Source organism: Ensifer sp. Root558, assembly GCF_001427045.1.
In the GTDB taxonomy this organism is placed as follows: domain Bacteria; phylum Pseudomonadota; class Alphaproteobacteria; order Rhizobiales; family Rhizobiaceae; genus Ensifer; species Ensifer adhaerens.
Genome location: NZ_LMGC01000017.1, coordinates 21,008 through 40,591 on the forward strand (window position 1 = coordinate 21,008; position 19,584 = coordinate 40,591).

Annotated in this window: 16 protein-coding genes; 13 read left to right on the forward strand and 3 right to left on the reverse strand. The window is 61.8% G+C overall.

Features of this window, described 5'->3' with window-relative positions; translation table 11 throughout:
• The first annotated feature begins 66 nt into the window (after positions 1-66).
• From ASD63_RS34370 to ASD63_RS35170, 10 genes are all read left to right on the forward strand, one after another.
• Positions 67-585, forward strand: a complete 519-nt coding sequence (locus tag ASD63_RS34370) for a hypothetical protein (protein ID WP_082572938.1) — start codon at positions 67-69, stop codon at positions 583-585.
• Positions 586-718: 133 nt separating this feature from the next.
• Positions 719-2,323 (forward strand): ABC transporter substrate-binding protein, encoded by a 1,605-nt coding sequence (locus tag ASD63_RS18735; RefSeq protein WP_060529715.1) that lies wholly within the window; start codon positions 719-721, stop codon positions 2,321-2,323.
• A 6-nt stretch (positions 2,324-2,329) separates the two neighbouring features.
• Entirely contained in the window at positions 2,330-3,307 is a 978-nt protein-coding gene (locus ASD63_RS18740; protein ID WP_060529716.1) for an ABC transporter permease, read from the forward strand.
• Positions 3,308-3,318: 11 nt separating this feature from the next.
• On the forward strand, positions 3,319-4,194 hold the full coding sequence (locus ASD63_RS18745; RefSeq protein ID WP_060529717.1) for an ABC transporter permease: 876 nt from the start codon (positions 3,319-3,321) through the stop codon (positions 4,192-4,194).
• A complete protein-coding gene (locus ASD63_RS18750) occupies positions 4,191-5,921 on the forward strand; it encodes an ABC transporter ATP-binding protein (RefSeq protein WP_060529718.1) in 1,731 nt (576 codons plus the stop codon). The genes ASD63_RS18745 and ASD63_RS18750 overlap by 4 nt, the downstream gene beginning before the upstream one ends.
• A 92-nt stretch (positions 5,922-6,013) precedes the next feature.
• A complete protein-coding gene (locus ASD63_RS18755) occupies positions 6,014-7,249 on the forward strand; it encodes a CapA family protein (protein WP_060529719.1) in 1,236 nt (411 codons plus the stop codon).
• A gap of 41 nt (positions 7,250-7,290) precedes the next feature.
• Positions 7,291-8,544 carry a peptidase T gene (gene pepT, locus ASD63_RS18760; protein ID WP_060529720.1) on the forward strand — a complete coding sequence of 418 codons (1,254 nt, stop codon included), beginning with the start codon at positions 7,291-7,293 and terminating at the stop codon, positions 8,542-8,544.
• A gap of 424 nt (positions 8,545-8,968) precedes the next feature.
• A complete protein-coding gene (locus ASD63_RS18765) occupies positions 8,969-9,910 on the forward strand; it encodes a DUF3991 and toprim domain-containing protein (protein ID WP_060529721.1) in 942 nt (313 codons plus the stop codon).
• An 848-nt stretch (positions 9,911-10,758) separates the two neighbouring features.
• Complete coding sequence (locus ASD63_RS18770) at positions 10,759-11,067, forward strand: DUF736 domain-containing protein (RefSeq protein WP_060529722.1); 309 nt, start codon at positions 10,759-10,761, stop codon at positions 11,065-11,067.
• A 286-nt stretch (positions 11,068-11,353) separates the two neighbouring features.
• Positions 11,354-11,521: a hypothetical protein gene (locus tag ASD63_RS35170; RefSeq protein WP_156624160.1), complete on the forward strand. Its 168-nt coding sequence runs from the start codon at positions 11,354-11,356 to the stop codon at positions 11,519-11,521.
• Positions 11,522-11,857: 336 nt separating this feature from the next.
• On the opposite strand, the gene traG is transcribed toward ASD63_RS35170, so the two are convergent.
• From traG to traC, 3 genes are read right to left on the reverse strand one after another with little or no spacing between them, the layout of a single operon-like run.
• Complete coding sequence (traG, locus tag ASD63_RS18775) at positions 11,858-13,783, reverse strand: Ti-type conjugative transfer system protein TraG (protein WP_034796840.1); 1,926 nt, start codon at positions 13,781-13,783, stop codon at positions 11,858-11,860.
• Positions 13,770-13,985 carry a type IV conjugative transfer system coupling protein TraD gene (locus tag ASD63_RS18780; protein ID WP_034796842.1) on the reverse strand — a complete coding sequence of 72 codons (216 nt, stop codon included), beginning with the start codon at positions 13,983-13,985 and terminating at the stop codon, positions 13,770-13,772. Before ASD63_RS18780 ends, traG begins: the two co-directional genes overlap by 14 nt.
• A gap of 4 nt (positions 13,986-13,989) precedes the next feature.
• Entirely contained in the window at positions 13,990-14,292 is a 303-nt protein-coding gene (traC, locus tag ASD63_RS18785; RefSeq protein WP_034796843.1) for a conjugal transfer protein TraC, read from the reverse strand.
• A gap of 256 nt (positions 14,293-14,548) precedes the next feature.
• On the opposite strand from traC, the gene traA reads away from it, so the two are divergent.
• Genes traA through ASD63_RS18800 form a run of 3 tightly spaced genes read left to right on the forward strand, consistent with a single transcriptional unit; the run spans position 14,549 to position 19,570 of the window.
• Positions 14,549-17,857 (forward strand): Ti-type conjugative transfer relaxase TraA, encoded by a 3,309-nt coding sequence (traA, locus tag ASD63_RS18790; RefSeq protein WP_060529723.1) that lies wholly within the window; start codon positions 14,549-14,551, stop codon positions 17,855-17,857.
• Complete coding sequence (gene traF, locus ASD63_RS18795) at positions 17,854-18,420, forward strand: conjugative transfer signal peptidase TraF (protein ID WP_060529724.1); 567 nt, start codon at positions 17,854-17,856, stop codon at positions 18,418-18,420. The genes traA and traF overlap by 4 nt, the downstream gene beginning before the upstream one ends.
• Positions 18,410-19,570, forward strand: a complete 1,161-nt coding sequence (locus ASD63_RS18800) for a conjugal transfer protein TraB (RefSeq protein WP_060529725.1) — start codon at positions 18,410-18,412, stop codon at positions 19,568-19,570. The genes traF and ASD63_RS18800 overlap by 11 nt, the downstream gene beginning before the upstream one ends.
• Positions 19,571-19,584 lie beyond the last annotated feature (14 nt).

Genomic DNA, 19,584 nt, shown 5'->3' on the forward strand with positions numbered 1-19,584 from the left:
GGCTGCATCCGGTGCGGGAACACCGAATACAGCCTGACCACAACCAAGCTTACGGGAGCTCGGATCATGGCTGATTCCGACAATACCAGAACTTTGCCTACCGTCACCCGAGGAGATTTTCATTCCCTGGTTGCGGCCCGGTTACCCACACATGTTGCGCGTTCCGCGGCCGAGAACTCACTGTTAGATGGGTGCTATTCGGATCCTGCGCTCGCGGCTTGGCATCTTTGGCGTGCCACCTGGGACCGTCTGAGCGAATCGACGGCGCAACTGCAACACCTCGAAACCTCCCTTTTTTCGGCTGGCCTGTCATCCTCAAGCGACCACGACGGGTCACGTGCTTACAACGAGGCTCTCGAGGTTGAGGACCGTGCAGCGTTGGCAGAGGAACTGGCCGCACAAGCGTTGTGGCTGACGCCAGCGCCGTCAATCGCCGGTGTTGCGGCCAAACTCGACGCGATTGTGACGCGTAACCAGCCTTCCCTCATCTGTTCCGACGAACCATGGCCGCAAATCCGTACGGTGCTGGCTGATTTGCTGAAAATCGATACGTCAGCTGATCCCTCGCCGCGCCTCAGCGGTTGAAAGTGTTCGCCGCATCGTAAGCGGCGCGCTGACAGCCCGCCGCCGGGACTTAGAGCAATCTCCGAATGACCCCGCGCCGAAGCCCCTTCGGCGCGAGCCCCTGACTCTGTCAAAAAACAACAAGGAACTGCACATGAAACTGGGAAGACCTTTTCGCCCATGCCTGCTGTCGGCGTTTCTCGTGTCCGTCTCGCTCGGTGCGTCGTTGATCTCGACGCCAGCCGTGGCCCAAGAGCCGGGTGATCTGCGCATCGCCACGTCCTACAAGCTGATGACGCTCGATCCGCATTACGCCAATCTCAACGAGAATACCTCGCTGCTCTCTCATATCTATGAGCGGCTCGTCTATCAGGACGAGGGTCTCGAGCTGAAGCCCGGGCTTGCCATCTCCTGGCGCGCGCTTTCCCCTACCCAGTGGGAGTTCAAGCTGCGCGACGGGGTGCGATTCCATGGTGGCGCGGTCTTCGATGCCGAGGATGTCGTCTATTCGATCGAGCGGATCCGGGATTTCCTGAAGCCCCCGAGCGGCGGGTTTCGCTCCTCTGTCAGCGGCATCAAGGCGGTTTCTGCGACCGATCCGCTGACGGTGGTCATCGAGACCAGCGGTGCCGCCCCTACCCTGCCGCTCACCTTCTCCTCGATCCTCATGATGAACAAGCCGGCGGAGGGCTTTGAGACCACCGAAGCGCTCAATTCCGGTGCTGCACCTGTTGGGACCGGACCCTACAAGTTCGAACGCTGGAGCTCCGGCGAGAGCCTCAGGCTGGTGCGCAACGATGGCTACTGGGGCGGCAAGCCCGCCTGGCTGACGGTCGGCTTCCGCGTGATCGAGAACCCGGCCGCCCGCGTGGCAGCCCTTAGCACCGGCGAGGTCGACGTCGCCGACGCCATTCCCGCCCGTGATGTCGATGGTCTGAAGCAGCGCGGCGCCTGGATTGCCAGCGTCGGTGCCGCCCGCATCAACTTCGTGCAGTTCGATGTTGACCGCGACACCCTTCCCGGTGTGACGGACAAATCGGGAGAACCGATCGCCAACCCGTTCAAGGACCCGCAGGTGCGGCGTGCACTGGCGCTTGCAACCGACCGCGGCATTCTCGCAGACAAGATCCTTGCCGGCTATGGGACCGCCGCCTCGCAGGTGTTTCCGACCGGCCTGCCGGGCACGTCGGCCAAGCTTCTGCCTGAGGCGCCTGACTACGAAGCGGCAAAGGCGCTGCTCGCCAGGGCCGGATATCCTGACGGGTTCAATCTGGTTCTTGCCGGTCCGGCCGGGCGTTATCCGGGCGACGCCGAGAGCCTGCAGGCAATCGCCCAGAGCTGGGCCCGGATAGGTGTGAACGCCCAGCCCTCGACAGCGCCGTTCTCGGTGTTCAACACCAAGCGCGCTGCCGGCGACTATGCCGTCTGGTATGGCGGCACCTCCGGCGAGGCTGTCGACATCATCCTTCGCGCCCTGCTCGCTTCGCCGAACAAGGAGCGCGGAACCGGTGCGTTGAACTTCGGCAAGTATCAGAACGTCGCCTTCGACGAGATGCTGGCCAAGGCGGAGAGCATTGCCGTCGGACCGGAGCGCGATGCGGCATTGGCTTCGGCAACTGAGCTGGTGATGGCCGACCAGCCGATCATCCCGCTTTACCACTTCCACCACATCGTCGGTTACGGCCCGCGCATCGGCTCCTACGTCATGCATCCGCGCGGCTGGACGACGGCGATGCAGACGATTGCCGCGACGGAGTAGAGGCGGATGGATATGATCTCGATTGTTTTTGGAAGGCTGTCACAGGCCTTCCTGCTTCTCATCGCCATGTCGCTGATCGGCTTTATCGGCATCCACAGCGTCGGCAATCCGGTCTTCAACGTCGTCAACATCGAAACCGCCACGCCTGAGGACATTCAGGCGGCCACCATTGCGCTTGGCCTCGATCAGCCAATCTGGCGCCAGTACCTCGTCTTCATCAGCAATGTCGTGAGCGGCAACTTCGGCACCTCCTACATCTATCATCAGCCGGCCTTCACGCTGGTGATGAGCAAACTGCCGGCAACGCTGGAACTTGCCTTTATCGCCATGCTGATCGCGGCACCGCTTGGAACCGGGCTCGGACTTCTTGCCGGCCGGCGCGTGGGCTCGCTGTTTGACCGGACCCTGCTGAACGGCAGCGTCTCGGCGCTCAGCATCCCGTCTTTCTGGCTGGCGATGATGCTGATCCTCGTCGGCGCCATCCTCACCGGCTGGTTTCCCTCCGGTGGACGCGGTGCGACCGAGCGTGTCCTCGGTGAGGACTGGAGTTGGCTCACCGCCAACGGGCTCTGGCACCTGGTGCTGCCGGCGCTGGCGCTCGCCATTCCGAACATCGCCTTGATCGCACGGTTGTCGCGCTCTGGCACGACCGAGGTCGAAAGCCAGGACTTCACGCGGTTTTGCCGCGCCAAGGGGCTGTCGTCACGACGGATCCTCATGCGCCACACGCTGCCGAACATCAGCGTGCCGATCGTGACGATCATCGGCCTGCAGTTCGGCGGCATGCTCGCCTTTGCCGTGGTGGTGGAGTCGATCTTCTCGTGGCCGGGCGTCGGCAAGCTTCTGATCGACTCCATCCAGTTGCTCGATCGGCCGGTGGTGATGGCGACCCTCACCTTCATCGCCGTCGCCTTCGTCGGGCTCAACGCCCTCGTCGATCTCTTCTACGCCGTGCTCGATCCGCGCGTGCGCCTGTCTTCATAAGGTGGACCGTCATGAAAGCCCAAATCCTGAGCGCATTAAAAAAGCCCCGACGCGGACCGGTGCTCACCCTGTCCAAAATCCTGCTCGTCAGCTACGTGCTGGTTGCCATTGCCGCGCCGCTGATCGCACCGCAGAACCCTTATGATCCCTTGCAGATCTTCGGCTGGGAGGCGTCGTCGCCGCCCGGCACACTCGGAAGCGGCGGTTATCTCTACCTGCTTGGAACCGACGGCCTCGGCCGCGATATCGTCAGTACCATTCTTTATGGCCTGCGCATCAGCCTGGTGGTGTCGATCGTCAGTTCAGCACTTGCCGCCCTGATCGGGCTCACCGCCGGGGTCAGTGCCGCCTACTTCGGCAAATGGGTCGATGTCGTCATCATGCGCCTCGTCGACCTGCAGCTCAGCCTGCCGACCATCCTGATTGCGCTGATTGCCATCGTCACGCTCGGTCCGGGCGTCGACCGGATCATCCTGGCGCTGGTCATCGTGCAATGGGCGACCTATGCGCGGATCGCCCGTGGCGTCGCCTTAAGCGAGGTCAAGAAACCCTACATGGATGCGGCCCGGCTAATGCGGCTTCCGACATCAAGGGTCATCTTCCGTCACCTGCTGCCCAACAGCATCGCACCGGCCATCACCCTGATCCCGATCGAGGTCGGCCATGCGGTGGCGCTGGAGGCGACGCTGTCCTTCCTTGGCTTGGGCGTTCCGATCGACAAACCCTCGCTCGGCTCCGCCGTTGCCAACGGCTTCCAGTACCTGATGACCGGCCAATACTGGATCAGCCTGTTTCCGGGGCTCGCCCTCTTCGGCCTGATCGCTTCCATCAATCTCGTCGGCGAGGACGTTCGCCGCAGTCTCGATCCAAGGAACCAGACGCGATGACAGTGGAACATGTGAACATCCCTCCGCACCCCCTGCCCCCGTCGCCGCCATTGTTGCGGGTCGAGAACCTTAGCCTTCGCCATCTCTCCAGGGCCGGCCCGACGACGATCCTCAGCGACGTCAGCTTCGCGCTTGGACGCGGCGAGATCCTTGGGATCATCGGTGAGTCCGGGGCTGGCAAGTCGACCGTCGGCAATGCCATCCTCGGACTGCTTGCGCCGGAGTTCCAGCAGACCTCGGGAACAATCAGCTTCGACGGCAAGGCGTTTAACGCGATGACGGCCGGCGAGCGGGAAGCGCTGCGCGGAAAACGGATTTCGGCGATCTTCCAGGATCACACCGCTTCGCTCGATCCGTTGATGAGCGTCGGCGCGCAAGTTCAGGAAACTTGCCTTGCGGTCGACCCTTCCTTGTCGAAACGCGCGGCCCGCGCCCGGGCCATCGATCTGCTGGCGCGTGTCGGCATTCCCGAGCCGGAGCGGCGCTATGGCAACTACCCGCACCAGTTCTCCGGTGGCCAGCGGCAGCGCATCGTCATTGCCATCGCCCTTGCCGGCGCTCCCGACATCATCATCGCCGACGAGCCGACCTCGGCACTCGATGCGACGGTGCAAAAGCAGGTGCTGCAATTGCTGAGAACACTCGTCGATGAGACCGGTGTTTCGGTCATTCTCGTCACCCACGACATGGGCGTGATCTCCGAGATCACCGACCGGGTGCTGGTCATGAAGAAGGGCCAGGTCGTCGAGGCGGATGCGACAGTCATCATCCTCGATCAGCCACGCCATGACTATACGAAGAAGCTGCTTGCCGCCGTTCCACGACTGCGCATCCCAGCACAGGTCGCGACGGTTGAAGACAAGGTGGCAGACAGGAATGGTCCGGACGGTTCCGGCGCCCCCGATGATGCCGGGGTCCCGCTGCTTGTGGCCGAAGGCATCTCGAAAGAATTCTCTCCGCAGGGATTCCAATGGGGCCTTGGCTTGGGACTTGGCCGCAAACGGCCGAGCTTCGGTCTCAGCGATGTCGGCATCCGCCTGCCGCGTGGCACGATCACCGGCATTGTCGGCGAGAGCGGCAGCGGCAAGACCACCTTCGGCCGCATTCTCGCCGGTCTCGACAGCGCCCATCACGGCCGGATTGTGATCGGCGAGCAAAGCTATGAGGCGGCCTCAAGCGGCCGGCGCAGCGGTCTTCTCGGCCGGGTGCAGATGATCTTCCAGGACCCGTCCGTCTCGCTCAATCCGCGGATGACCATTGGCGAGACGCTTGAGGAAAGCATTCGCTTCGGCGCAGAGGCTGGCTCCAGAGACAAACCGATTGCCGAGACGGCGGCTATGATGATGGACCGCCTCGGTCTTGCCCGGAGCCTCTCGTCCCGCCATCCGCATCAGCTTTCCGGTGGCCAAAAGCAGCGGGTCTGCATCGCTCGTGCGCTGCTTGCCAAGCCTCAGATCATCGTCGCGGACGAACCGACCTCGGCCCTCGATGTCTCGGTGCAGGCCGAGATCGTCACGCTGCTCAAGGAAACCATCGCCGGAGAGGACATGACGATGGTGTTTATCTCTCATGACCTTGCGATCGTGCAGGCGATGTGCAGCGCCGTTTACATCTTCAAAAGCGGCCGGATCGAGGATTTTGGGTCCTCGGACTTCATCTTCTCGCGTTCCAGCAATGCCTATACCCGCAGCCTGATTGCCGCCCGACCCGAGCGCTTCACATGTTGAGAGACGCGCTCCTTCCAGGACAGGTCGGACCACCCTCAGTGCCCGTCACAATCTCCGAACGCTTGGCCGCAATCGCCATGGAAAGTTATCGCATGAAAGAACGCTTCACCTTTGCCCTGACCGGTCAATCGCTGATCAAATACGACATCCGCGACATCACCGATCCGGCCTTCACCAAGGTTCGCTCGCTGCTCTGCGAAGCCGATCTCGCCTTCACCAACTTCGAAAGCACGATCCTTGGGCGTCACGGTGGCTGGCCGCTGAAAGGCTCGTTCTTCGGCTGCAGCGATCCGATCGTGCTCGATTGCCTTCAGGGCATCGGGTTCGACGCGCTGTCGCTGTCGAACAATCATGCCTTCGACCTTGGTCCGTCGGGCGTACTCTCGACGCTGGAGGAGGTCGAAAAGCGCGGCTTCCTGCATGCGGGTCTCGGTCGAGATCAGGGCGAAGTCTCTCAAGCGAGCCGTGCAACGGTATCCGGGCGGCCGGTTGCCATCGTTGCGATGGACGGCGGTCCCGGTCCCGACTTCATGTATGCAGCCGATGGGAAGGAAGGGAGGCCGGCACGCCCGGGCGTCAATCGGCTCGCCATTACCCAGAGGATCGAGGTCGACGGGCCGGCATTCGAACAATTGGCCGCCATTCGCGACCTGGTCGGCTACACCGCGATCGATCTCGCCAATGACAGCCAACCTGACGACCGTCCGAACCTCGACCCGGAGAAAGAAATCGCCATTGCCCGGGCCGTGTTCCGGCGGTCGGAGCGCTGCGGCCGCAGCGTGAACATCGATGCGGTGGACCTTGAGAGGAACCTTGGCGCCATCGCGGCGGCGGCGAAAGATGGATCGCTGGTGGTCGCCTATCTGCACCATCATCATTGGGCATCCGACTGGTACCAGGTGCCTGGCTGGGTGAGTGGTGTCGCCCGCGCCTGCATCGATGCCGGCGCGTCGCTCTTCGTCAGCCACGGAGCGCCGGTGCTGCAGCCGATCGAGATCTATCGCGGCCGGCCGATCTTCTACAGCCTCGGCAACTTCATCTTCCATGTGCGTTCAGAGAAATCGACCTGGACGGCACCGGAGGTCTGGGAAAGCGTGGTCGCGGCACCGACCTTCGACGCTGACAACCGTCTCGTCGAGATCAGACTGTATCCGGTCATCATCGGTGGCGAACAAGCGTTAGAGGACGGCGTGCTGGAGCGGCGCCTGGCGCCCCATCTTGCGACCGGGGCCGGTGCACAGCGGATCTTGGCGCGGCTTGCGGAGCAATCGGCCGGGCTCGGCACCGATATCCAGATCTTGGACGGTCTCGGCGTTATCCGGGGCTAACCGGTCGACCTCTTGCCCGCATCTCCCACATGAGGACCATCATGGACGTTCGCCAGGAGCTGATCAGCCGCTTCTTCCGCTATGCCGCAATCGAAAGCCAAAGCAATGGCCGCGCGCAAACGCTGCCCTCGTCGCCGGGCCAGGCAGCGCTTGCTGCCCTTTTGGGCGACGAGATGCGGGCGCTGGGTTTGGCGGATGTCGTCGTCGACGGACGTGCGATCGTCACCGGTCTCAAACGCGGCAACCGCCCCGAGGCGCCGGCGATCGGCTTTATCGCCCATCTCGACACCGTCGATGTCGGCCTGTCGCCCTTCATCCATCCGCAGATCCTGCGCTTTAACGGCAAGGATCTTTGCCTCAATGCCAAGGAAGATATCTGGCTGCGGGTCGCCGAGCATCCGGAGATCGCCCGCTGGCAGGGCGAGGACATTATCGTCAGTGATGGCACCAGTGTGCTCAGCGCCGACAACAAGGCGGCGATCGCCGTGATCATGACGTTGCTCGGACGGCTCGATAACACAGTGCACGGCGATGTCTACGTCGCCTTCGTACCCGACGAAGAAATCGGATTGCGCGGCGCCAAGGCCCTCGATCTCTCTCGCTTTCCTTGCGACTTCGCCTACACCATCGACTGCTGCGAACTGGGCGAAGTGGTGCTTGAGACCTTCAATGCAGCGTCTGCCGAGATCGTCTTTACCGGTGTCAGTGCCCATCCGATGTCGGCCAAGGGCAATCTCGTCAATCCGCTGACGATGGCGATCGACTTCATAGCCCAGTTCGACCGCAACGACACGCCGGGACACACCGCGGGTCGCCAGGGCTTCTTCTGGTTCAAGGATCTCGTCGCCAATGACAGCGAGGCGACCCTCACCTGCCTGATCCGCGACTTCGACACCGACGGTTTCCATCAGCGCAAGCGGCGGATCGCCGAAATGGCGGAGCGGATCCGGTCAAGTTACCCCAGCGGTAACGTCCGCTACCAGATCACCGAGACCTATCGAAACATCGCCACCAGCCTGGCAGAGGACGATCGTGCCGTCGCTCTGTTGTTCCGGGCCATGGACGAACTTGGGATCGACAAGAAGCTGATCCCGATGCGCGGCGGCACCGATGGCGCCGTGCTCTCGGCCCGTGGCATTCCGACGCCGAACTTCTTTACCGGCGCCTATAACTTCCATTCGCGCTTCGAGTTCCTGCCGATCCCGGCGTTTGAACAGTCGTTCGAGGTGGCAATGGGGATTTGTCGGTTGGCGGCGACGGGTGAGAAGGCTGGGTCGGCCGCTGTGAGCGATTGAGCAATCATTTGATGATCGGCCGTCGGTGATGTTTGAGCGTTCTGACCATCGGCGGCGGTGATTGCCGCGATAACAGTGCACGCTGACGATCGTGCTGGGTCAGCGTGCCTTAGAATTGGGAGCATGCCAATCCCGCTTGTTTGTGATGGCGTCCTGGCCCGGGTCCGGATCTTCCACCATGAATTTCATCCCTGGGCGGCTCATTGAGGCCCCCTCCTTCATTCCTGCGCCGTTCCGGCTGCCGGTTGCGAGCCGGCGGCCGCAAGCGGGGCTTCCTCGCGGCTGACGTCTCCAATTGTAGAATCCTACAATTGCGGAGCGCGCCCTTGCGGCCTTTGCTCTTCGCGGCGGCTTGAAATCGGCCCGCGATAATCACGGGAAGAAACGAGATGGGAGAACGGTCGCGACGCGACCGAATGAAAAAATGAATCGAAGGGACATTGAACGACTGCGGGAAACAGTGCGCTGTGAGGTGGCACTGGAGGCCTCTGGTTTCGCTCTCGACCCTAAAGAGAGCACAAAACGTGCAATGAAGTATCGCCGCGGCAGCGAAATCATCATTGTCACGCACTCAGGAAGGGGATGGTTCGATCCTCTGGGTGAGGAGAAAGGCGACGTATTCGGTCTCGTAGTCCATTTGGAGCGCTGTGCCTTCCTCGAAGCATGCGCTCGGGTCGCTGCACTTGCGGGCACGGAGCCTTTGCCTACCATGTGGGAGCACGAAGGTCGTAAACTTCCGGACCTCACGTCCATCTCCGAAACTTGGGCCGGCCGGAGATCGCCATGGCCGGGCTCCGCAACATGGCGTTATCTCCGTTGGCAGCGGTGCCTTCCTGTCCCCATCATCCGCACCGCGATCGCTCAAGGTCTACTGCGCGAAGGGCCGTCGGGGAGCATGTGGGCGGCACATACCGACGATTTGGGTGCGGTTTGCGGATGGGAATCCCGTGGGCCGGAATGGCGTGGATTTGCGACCGGCGGCAGCAAGGTTTTGTTCCGGCTTGGCTGCACAAATGCCACTCGCCTCTGTGTGACCGAGGCGGCGATCGACGCCATGAGCCTGGCGGCCATCGAAGGGATGCGGGTGGGCACCCTCTATCTTAGCACTGGCGGTGGCTGGGCGCCGGCGACGAGTGCCGCCTTGCGCGCGCTGGCGGCGGGCTCGGACGCGCAACTCGTCGCGGCGACAGACGCCAATTCGCAAGGCGACGCCTATGCCGGCCGGCTCCGCGCACTGGCTGACGACGTCGGCTGCGCATGGCATCGACTTCGCCCCTCCGCCGACGATTGGAATCATGTGCTGCAGCGGGACAAGGATAGAATGGACAAGACAACGAACAAGGCAGACGTGCCGCATACCCGCTGACCGCATCAACGGAGGCTTCGCCCCTGCGCCGGCCATTGACCCGGATGGCCGGGATGCCGGCGAGCCAGAAGGTGTCATGAAAAACCAAAGTGGAGACTGAGGTAGCGGCGGCGCACGCGCAGCGCGCGACCGTATTTCTCCACGGGCTTCAGCCAGAAGAGACGGAAATGCAAGATGCGGCTTGGTAGCGTCGGAGGCGAATGATTAAGGCCGGTCGCCGCTTTTGGCGGTGGCCGGCTCCACGACCGGCTTCAGGTGGTCCATAGGGCTGTCAGCCACGCTCAGATCCAGTTTCCCCAGATCGACGGTTTGTGGATCCCGGTTTTCGGCTTTCGGGACTGCTTCATCTCAACGATGAACGGCTTGGTCTGCTGACGCTTTTTTCCTCCGGGCGAATCGCGCAACTCGATCGCTCAAAGTTTGTCTCGCAAGCGACCCTTGGCTGAGGGGCAAGCGAGAAGCATGTCTGACCGTTGTGCTGGCAGTCAGGTTAAACCCGGTGCGGCTGTCGGCTTGGGATCGTCTGATGTCGATCGCCACAGTCATATCCCCTTTCCTGAGCGCCGGGGCACCATCCGCGGTCTCGATGGGGCATGTCTGCCCGGGGAACGGCTTCGCCTCGCTCTTGTTCCCGCAACGGCTCTCCGAAACTTTCATCCCCTGGCGGAGAACACCCCCACTTGAGTGGGACCCCGGATCACCGCCATTCCTCGCGAAACAAGAAAGTTTCTCCGTTCCGCCCTTCACGTGTGTTCCGGCCCTTGCGGGTGCGGTCCGATCATCCCCGGCCTTTGCGACTGCCATCGAGGCCGCAATGGTGCGGCCCGAAAGCAAAAAGGAAAAGGACAATGGCTACCATCGGCACCTTCACCGCCAACGAAAGCGGCTTCACCGGCTCGATCCGCACCCTCGCCCTCAACATCAAGGCACGCATCGCCCGCATCGAGAACCCCTCGGACAAGGGCCCGCAGTTCCGCATCTTTGCGGGCGCCGTCGAACTCGGCGCCGCCTGGCAGAAGCGCTCCGAGCAGGACCGCGACTACCTCTCGGTCAAACTCGACGACCCGAGCTTCCCGGCTCCGATCTACGCGACGCTGACGGAAATCGATGGCGAAGACGGATACCAGCTCATCTGGTCCCGCCCGAACCGGGACTGAGGAGCGACCGGCCCCGCCGCAACGCGGGGCCAAGCCTCGTGTCTGAAGCCGGAAACAGGCATCGAGCCGGTTTCCGGCTTTTTGCTGCCACACGAGAGGTTGGGATTTGCTCAGATCATCCCATTTTGACGTGGTGAAAGGGCCGCCTCAAGGACGGGTGGTTCCCCCAAAATGCTTGCGCATTGCGGCTCCCCCACCCGCCGCGGTGCGGGCGCTTGGCGCTCCTTGACCCGGCCCTCTCCCCACGACCGCGGATGTCATCTTTCTCAAACATCTGGAGATGACGATGATGACGATCGAACAACACATCGAAGAACTGCTGGCCGAGCTCAGGAACGCCGTCTGCACTGGCGAGCGTCGGCAAATCGAGACTGAACTTGAACTCGCCAAGGCCGAGCGCGAGCGCGCCCTGGCAGAACAGGACGGCCGTGTCAGCGCAGAGCCTCCGTTCTGACGGAGGCTTTTATGCATGCAACTGACACCGTGCCCATCTTTCTCAAGTTGGAGGCGCGGACACCTGTCGGTATCACGCTGACGGCCTCCGCACCGATCGTTATTGCGCAGGCAGGCTCGCGGTCGATCGTGTGCGAGGCGCGGGGTGCAGTCGGTCCCGCCTCCCCTTCGGGCCTCTATGTTGAGGCTCCTGCGGCTGCTCTTTTCCCGCCCTCCGCACGACGAGAATTCCCGAAATCTCGCCCTTCGGGCGCCGCTATGCTGATTTCTCCGATACTCTTCATTTTTCTGGGTCAGCCTTGCTCGTGGCTCTTCGCGCCGGCTCGATCCTGGAGCCTCAGACGTCTTGCGCGATCTTGTGGAACCTGTTCGCATCGACGCAAGCCTTCATGTCTTTTCGCCTGAACCAGATCGCCCGTCCGCAGCGAAGCGGCGGGTTGCCGGCGGTGAAGACGATCTGCTCATCGGTGCGCATGCGAAGCACTTCGTGTGGCTGGATCAGCGCACGCGCGGCAAGCTGCTTTGATCTGGTTCGCGACGCTCCCTTCGATTGGAAACTTCGACTGACCTGGTCGATCTCGACCGTGGTCATGCCGCAGCGTTTAGAGATGTAGTCCGCCGTGTCGGGATCGTTGATCGCGGCGAAAGAAATCCAACTCGCACTCTCGAACCATTTGCTTGCGGCATCTCGGCCGCCATAGGTTTCGCGCATCTGTCCGATCGACTGGTAGATCATCGTCAGCGTGATGCCGTACTTGCGGCCAGCATCACGCGCGGTTTCGAGGATCCGCATGTAACCGAGGCGCGCGACCTCATCGAGAAGGAAGAGCGCCCGCCCCTTCACCTGGCCGTCGCGATTGTAGATCGCATTGAGGAACGAGCCGATGATCACACGCGCAAGCCCGGCATGCGTCTCCAAGGTCTTGAGGTCGATGTTGATGAACACATCGGTCCTTCCGGCGGCAAGGGCATCGGTAGAGAAGGTCGAACCGGACACCAGGGCCGCATAGTTCGGATAGGACAGCCAATGCGTTTCCTTCACAGCATTGGCGTAGACACCCGAGAAGGTTTCCGGCGTCATATTGACGAAGGCGGCGACGTTTTCCTTCACGAAGTCCGAGTTCGAATTGTGATAGATCGACTGTAGCCGTTCGCGCAGTTTCGGCTCGGGTTCCGCCAGATTGGCCCGAACCTGCCGCAAGGTCTGGTTCTCCTGGTCGGTATGGCCGGACAGGCAGACGTCAGCGATCAAAGCGGTCAACAATTGCAGCGCCGAAGCGCGGAAGAAGTCGTCGCGCAAGCCACGCGCACCGCCGCTGTCGCTGATGATCCATGAAGCGACCGACGCGATATCTTCTTCCTTGGTCCCGCCGAACCGACCGATCCAGTCGAGCGCATTGAAGCCGGTTTCCGGTTCCTTCGGATCGAGGATGCGGAGGAACCGCGCTGCGGCTTTGCGATGCCGACAGACCATCGGCGCCACTTCGCTTGAAGGGTCGAGCACGACAAGCGCGCCGCCCCATTTGAGTGCCGTCGGAATTGTCACCGATGTTGTTTTGAAGCCACCGGATCCGGCAAAGACGATCCCGTGCGACGATCCGAATGACCCGTCGAAGCAGAGCAATGGCGGTTTGCCGCCAGCGCCCCAGGTCTCACAATGATCCGAACGAAACGGCTGCGCCGCCGTACTGTCTTGGTCGACGCGATAGCACTCGCCAATGACAATTCCGCCTGTATCGGGAAAGAGCTTCGCCGCTTGCCCCATCTTCATCCAGTCGGCCTCTCCATGAAGGGCCCTTTGTCCCTTCACGCGTTTGGGCTCGGGACGTCTGAAGGCCGCGTTTCCGATCAACGCTATGCGGAGCGCGAAACCTCCAGCCAACAGCGCGGCAGCTGCGCCGACCATTGTTGCTGGATCCAGGTACGAGGCAACCGACATGCCCGGGGGCACCTCTCCAGTAAACGCGGAAAGACGTGATGCCTCACGGAATGCTGCCGTCAGAAGCGTTGCTGCGGCTCCGAAGAGAGCGCTCCAGCCCGCGAGCTTGATCTTGACTGCGCCCGCGCTTGCGAACAGGAAGATTACCCCGACCACCGCGGCGCTGACATAGGGCGCGGCGATGCCAATATGTCCGAGAGTTTGCCTTGCCGCATCCGTTTTGCCGAACGGCGAAAGCCAGTGCTCGATGCCATGCATGCCGATAACCGTCAGCGTCATCAGCGCGAGGGGGATGATTGCGAGCGCAAGCTTATTGGTCGTCATGGCTGAAAGCCTCCGCCCCGATGGCGATCAGCCGTGCCCGCTCGCCTTCGTCGGACTTCAGTCTGAGGCTCAGTTCGACCAGTGCTCCAAGCAGAAGCGCGCGTTTTTCGTATCGCAGGCCCGCCTTCACAATCAGACCACCGAGTTCAATCTTTTCCCGCGTGTCCTTCTTGCGGGAATCGGATGTCCTCATTTTCGCCATCCGCTTAAGCCTCGCCACTGCTGCCCTCAGCCGTGCCAGGCGCGAGCGTCGTAGTCCCGGCGGGTCCGCCGTTTTCGCCAGCGCTCCTTTTTCTTCCGGTCGAGGCGATGACGCCTTGGCGTTGGCGAAAGCGCATCACCAGAGCCTCGAAGGCGGCGTGAAGCTCGATTTCGTCGATCTCGATTTCGCCAAGGCCTGCCTTCAGCGCAATCCGGCCGATGCGTTCGGCTTCCCGTGTCTCCGCTTGTTTGAGCTGTTCCTGCAGTTTGGCGATTTCGTCGCGAATTTTTGAAGAAGGTTTCTTCATGTGCGCAGTTCTCCCTGGCTTCAGAAAGCTTGTCTTTCGAAGGCAGTTTTGCGGACCGGAGGGCGCAGCGCACTACGGTGAATCCTACAATCGCCAAGGGCGATGCTTTTGTGAATGATCACGGCCGTTCCGAAGGAGCGGCATCAAAGTGCGCAATTATACGTCGCCGATGCGACGCTTTGCTTTTCTCCCCCTGGCGGGGCTGCCGTTCCCCACGACCGTTTGAGTTTGTTCGCAATCGGGAAAGATTTCTGCCGTGGCCGTTCCCCATTTCTCCGTCAGCGTCGTCGCCCGCGGCTCCGGTCGCAGCGCGGTCATGTCGGCGGCCTATCGGCATTGCGCCAAGATGGACTACGAGCGGGAAGCAAGGACGATCGACTATCGCGCCAAGCAGGGTTTGCTCCACGAAGAGTTTGCCATCCCGGCCGATGCACCCGCATGGTTGCGGTCGATGATTGCAGACCGCCCCGTCTCGGGAGCAGCAGAAGCCTTCTGGAACAAGGTTGAGCAATTTGAGAAGCGTGGTGATGCCCAACTCGCCAAGGATGTCACGATTGCGCTGCCGCTCGAACTGACAGCTGAGCAGAACGTCGCGCTCATCCGAGACTTTGTCGAGCACCACGTCACCTCCAGGGGCATGGTCGCTGACTGGGTCTATCACGATGCGCCGGGCAACCCGCATGTCCATCTGATGACGACGTTGAGGCCGCTGACCGAGAATGGGTTCGGCGGCAAGAAGGTCGCGGTTCTGGGGGTGGACGGCAATCCAATCCGCAACGATCATGGCAAGATCGTCTACGAACTTTGGGCCGGAAACCTCGACGATTTCAACGCATTTCGCGATGGCTGGTTTGCCTGCCAGAACCGTCATCTGGGGCTTGCCGGTCTCGGCATTCGCATCGATGGCCGTTCTTTCCAACAGCAGGGTATCGAGCTTACGCCGACCATTCATCTCGGAGTCGGCACCAAGGCGATCGAGCGGAAATCCGCGGCGGACGAACAGGCAGCTTCGCTCGAGCGGCTGGTATTGCAGGAGGAGCGGCGAAGCGAGAACTCGCGACGCATCCAGGGTCGGCCGGAGATCGTGCTCGACCTGATCTCGCGTGAAAAAAGCGTCTTTGACGAACGCGACATAGCCAAGATCCTGCATCGCTATATCGATGACCCCGGCCTCTTCCAGAGTCTGATGGCGCGCATTCTGCAAAGCCCGGACGCGCTTTGTCTCGACCGCGAGCGGCTCGCTTTTGCGACAGGCTTGCGTGTGCCGGCAAAATACGCCACGCGCGAGCTGATCAGGCTGGAAGCGGAGATGGCAAGTCGCGCGGTTTGGCTGTCACGCCGATCCTCGCATGGCGTTCGGGATGCCGTGCTCAAGGCGGCGTTCACACGTCATTCGCGCCTGTCGAAGGAACAGATATCGGCGATCGAGCATGTAGCGGGACCCGAGCGCATCGCCGCTGTCATTGGCCGCGCCGGCGCCGGCAAGACGACGATGATGAAAGCTGCGCGTGAAGCGTGGGAAACAGCGGGCTATCGTGTCGTCGGTGGTGCGCTCGCCGGCAAGGCCGCTGAAGGGTTGGAGAAGGACGCGGGGATCGTCTCGCGCACGCTTTCGGCTTGGGAACTGCGCTGGAAAGAAGGTCGAAACCCGCTCGACAACAAGACGGTCTTCGTTCTCGATGAAGCGGGTATGGTATCATCCCGGCACATGGCGCTGTTCGTCGAGGTCGCGACCAAGGCTGGCGCCAAGCTCGTCCTGATCGGCGACCCGGAGCAGCTGCAGCCCATTGAAGCGGGCGCGGCCTTCCGCGCCATTGCCGATCGGATCGGCTATGCCGAACTTCAGACCATCTATCGACAACGCGAACGGTGGATGCGCGACGCGTCGCTCGATCTCGCCCGGGGCGATGTCGGCAAGGCGGTTGAAGCCTATCGCGCAAATGGCAGGATCGTTGCTTCCGAGCTCAAGGCCCAAGCGGTCCAGAACCTGATTGCGGACTGGGAGCGCGATTACGATCCTACCAGGACCATGCTGATCCTCGCCCACCTTCGGCGCGATGTGAGAATGCTCAACGATATGGCACGTGCCAGGCTCGTTGAGCGAGGCCTGCTCAACGACGGTTTCATGTTTCGGACCGAGGACGGGAACCGCCATTTCGCGCCCGGTGATCAGATTATTTTCCTCAAGAACGAAGGATCTCTGGGCGTCAAGAACGGCATGCTCGGCAAGGTCGTCGACGCGGCTCAAAATCGTATCGTCGCGGAGATTGGCGAAGGACAGCATCGGCGCCAGGTGACGGTGGAGAGCCGCTTTTACAACAATATCGACCACGGTTATGCCACCACGATCCATAAGAGCCAGGGCGCCACCGTGGACCGGGTGAAGGTGCTTGCTTCGCTCTCCCTCGATCGGCATTTGACTTATGTCGCGATGACCCGACACCGTGAGGATCTCGACGTCTATTACGGTCAGCGTTCATTCGCCAAGGCCGGCGGCCTGACTGAGATGCTGTCGCAGAAGAACTCGAAGGAAACCACGCTCGATTACGAGAAGGCGACCTTCTATCGCCAAGCGCTGCACTTCGCTCAAGCACGGGGCCTGCACCTCCTCAATGTCGCTCGAACGATCGCCCGCGACCGACTTGATTGGACGGTTCGGCAGAAACAGAAAATGACTGATCTGGCTCACCGCCTTGCCAGTATCGGCGAGCAGCTGGGGTTCGCTGTCGGCGCCAAAACAATGAATGCGCAAAGACTGAAGGAGACCAGACCCATGGTTGCCGGTATCGCCACATTCCCGAAATCGATGGAGCAGTCAGTCATAGACAAAATCGAAGCCGATCCCGGTTTGAAGAAGATATGGGAAGATGTGTCGACCCGGTTTCATCTTGTCTACGCGCAGCCGGAAGCCGCCTTCAAGGCGGTCAATGTCTGCGAGATGTTGAAGGACGATACCGTCGCCAGCGCAACGTTGGCTAAGGTCGCTAGTCAGCCGGACACCTACGGCGCGCTTAAAGGAAGAACCGGCATTCTCGCAAGCCGCGCCGACAAACAGGACCGTGAGCGGGCGGAGTGCAACGTTCCGGCTCTGGTCCAGAGTCTTGGCGACTACGTGGGCCAGCGCAGCCGGATCGAGCAACGCTATCGGACAGAGGAAGTGGCACTCCGCCGCAGGGTCGCTATCGACATCCCCGAGTTGTCTGCGGGCGCCCGACAAACGCTGGAGCGGGTGCGGGATGCCATCGATCGCAATGAGCTCCTCGCGGCGTTGGGGTTCGCTCTCGCCGACAGACAAGTGAAGGCGGAACTGGACGGCTTTGCCAAGGCGGTCAACGAGCGTTTCGGGGAGCGCACGTTCCTGCCGCTCGCCGCCAAGGGCACGAATGGAGAGACCTTCAAAACGATCACAGCTGGCTTGAAACCCGGTGAAACCGCGGAGGTCCGGTTGGCGTGGAACTTGATGCGCGCAGCGCAGCAGCTCAGCGCCCACGAGCGAACGGTCGAAGCCCTGAAACAGGCCGAGACGCTACGTCAGACCAAAAGTCAGGGACTGTCGCTGAAATGACCGCCCTCCCCATTGCAACCGCGCGGTTGAAGCGAGGCAATTGCCCGATCCTACTCGGCTTGACCATGATCACAACGGCGTTCCTCAGCGCGATCTTCATTGCCTGGTTCGGTAACTACCGGATCAACCTCACGCCGAGCGAGCCGCTTGGTCTTTGGCGAATAGTCAAGCTCGCTCGGCCAGCCGCCGTCGGCGATCTCGTCTTCATTTGTCCACCGCAAACCACGACGATGCGTGAAGCACGGGCGCGCGGGTACCTGCGCTCCGGTCTCTGTCCGGGCGGCGTCGCGCCCCTTATCAAGTCGGTCATCGCAATTGCCGGACAGCGTGTCGAGGTGGACGCCAGCGTCAGGGTGGACGGCCGTTCGATACCCGCCTCCAGCGTGGCGCAGCTTGATGGACAGGGACGGAAGATGACGCCATTTTCGGGAGGGATTGTGCCGGCAGGTTCGGTGTTCCTGCACTCACCCTTCGCGGGTTCCTACGACTCCCGTTATTTCGGGCCTGTCTCCGAAGCGGGAATTCTCGGACTGGCGCAAGAGGTGTTGACCTATGCACCGTAACGACCTCCGGCCAGCAGGTCTGGTCATCGCATCGATTGTGGCCGGATGGATCGGGTGGAGCGGCAACGTCCTCCTTCTGCCGGTCGCGTTGGTGTTTCCTGTCCTCTGGTCGCGGGCGCAGACGAGGTCTGTGGCGCTGCTTGTCTCGGTCGGCTATTTCCTAGCTGCGTCCCGCGGTTTGCCGCAGGGCGTTGCGGCCTTCTACGCATCCGACCTTTGGCCCGGCTTGCTGCTTTGGCTATGCGCGTCCGGGAGCTTTTCTGCTGTGCATGCGGTGCTCTGGACGAAGCGCTCCCGCGCTCGTCCGTTCCGCTATCTGATTGCGGCTGTCGTCATGGCACTTCCACCCTTCGGTATCACAGGCTGGGCTCATCCCGCCACGGCTGCCGGCATTCTGTTCCCCGGATGGGAATGGTGGGGATTGCTTGCGGTCACAGCCGGCCTCATGGGCCTCGTAACCCGCGCATGGCCGGCTGTCGCCATTGTCCTTTCGGGACTTTGGCTTTGGTCCGCCGCAAACTGGACCGAGCCGAAACTACCCGAGGGTTGGCTGGCCGTCGATCTCGATCTTGGGGCTTCGCTCGGCCGCGATGCGAGTTTAGAGCGTCACAGTGCTTTGGTTGCAACGGTGAAGGATCGTGCAGTTGGCGGCAGAGCCGTTGTCCTGCCCGAAAGTGCCCTGGGCTTCTTGACGCCAACCGTTGAACGGCTCTGGGTGAATGCCCTGCAAGGGACCGACATCACCGTGATCGCCGGTGCGGCCATGCTTGGCGCAGAGACCTATGACAACATCCTCTTCGGCCTCTCGGCGAACGGAGGCAAAGTTCTCTATCGCGAGCGGATGCCGGTCCCCGGCTCGATGTGGCAGCCCTGGCGGTCATGGTTCGGGAAGAGCGGTGGTGCGCGCGCGCACCTGTTTGGCAGTCCCGTTGCGACGATGGGCAATCGTCGGGTGGCACCACTGATCTGCTACGAGCAACTCGTCGTCTGGCCGATATTGCAATCGATGCTCCACGATCCGGACCTGATCGTCGCCGTCGGAAACGGGTGGTGGACCAAGGGGACATCGATTGTCGCAATTCAACGAGCGAGCACCATCGCCTGGGCAAAGCTGTTTGCAATGCCGCTTGTATTTTCCCTCAACACCTGAAAACCGAGGAGACG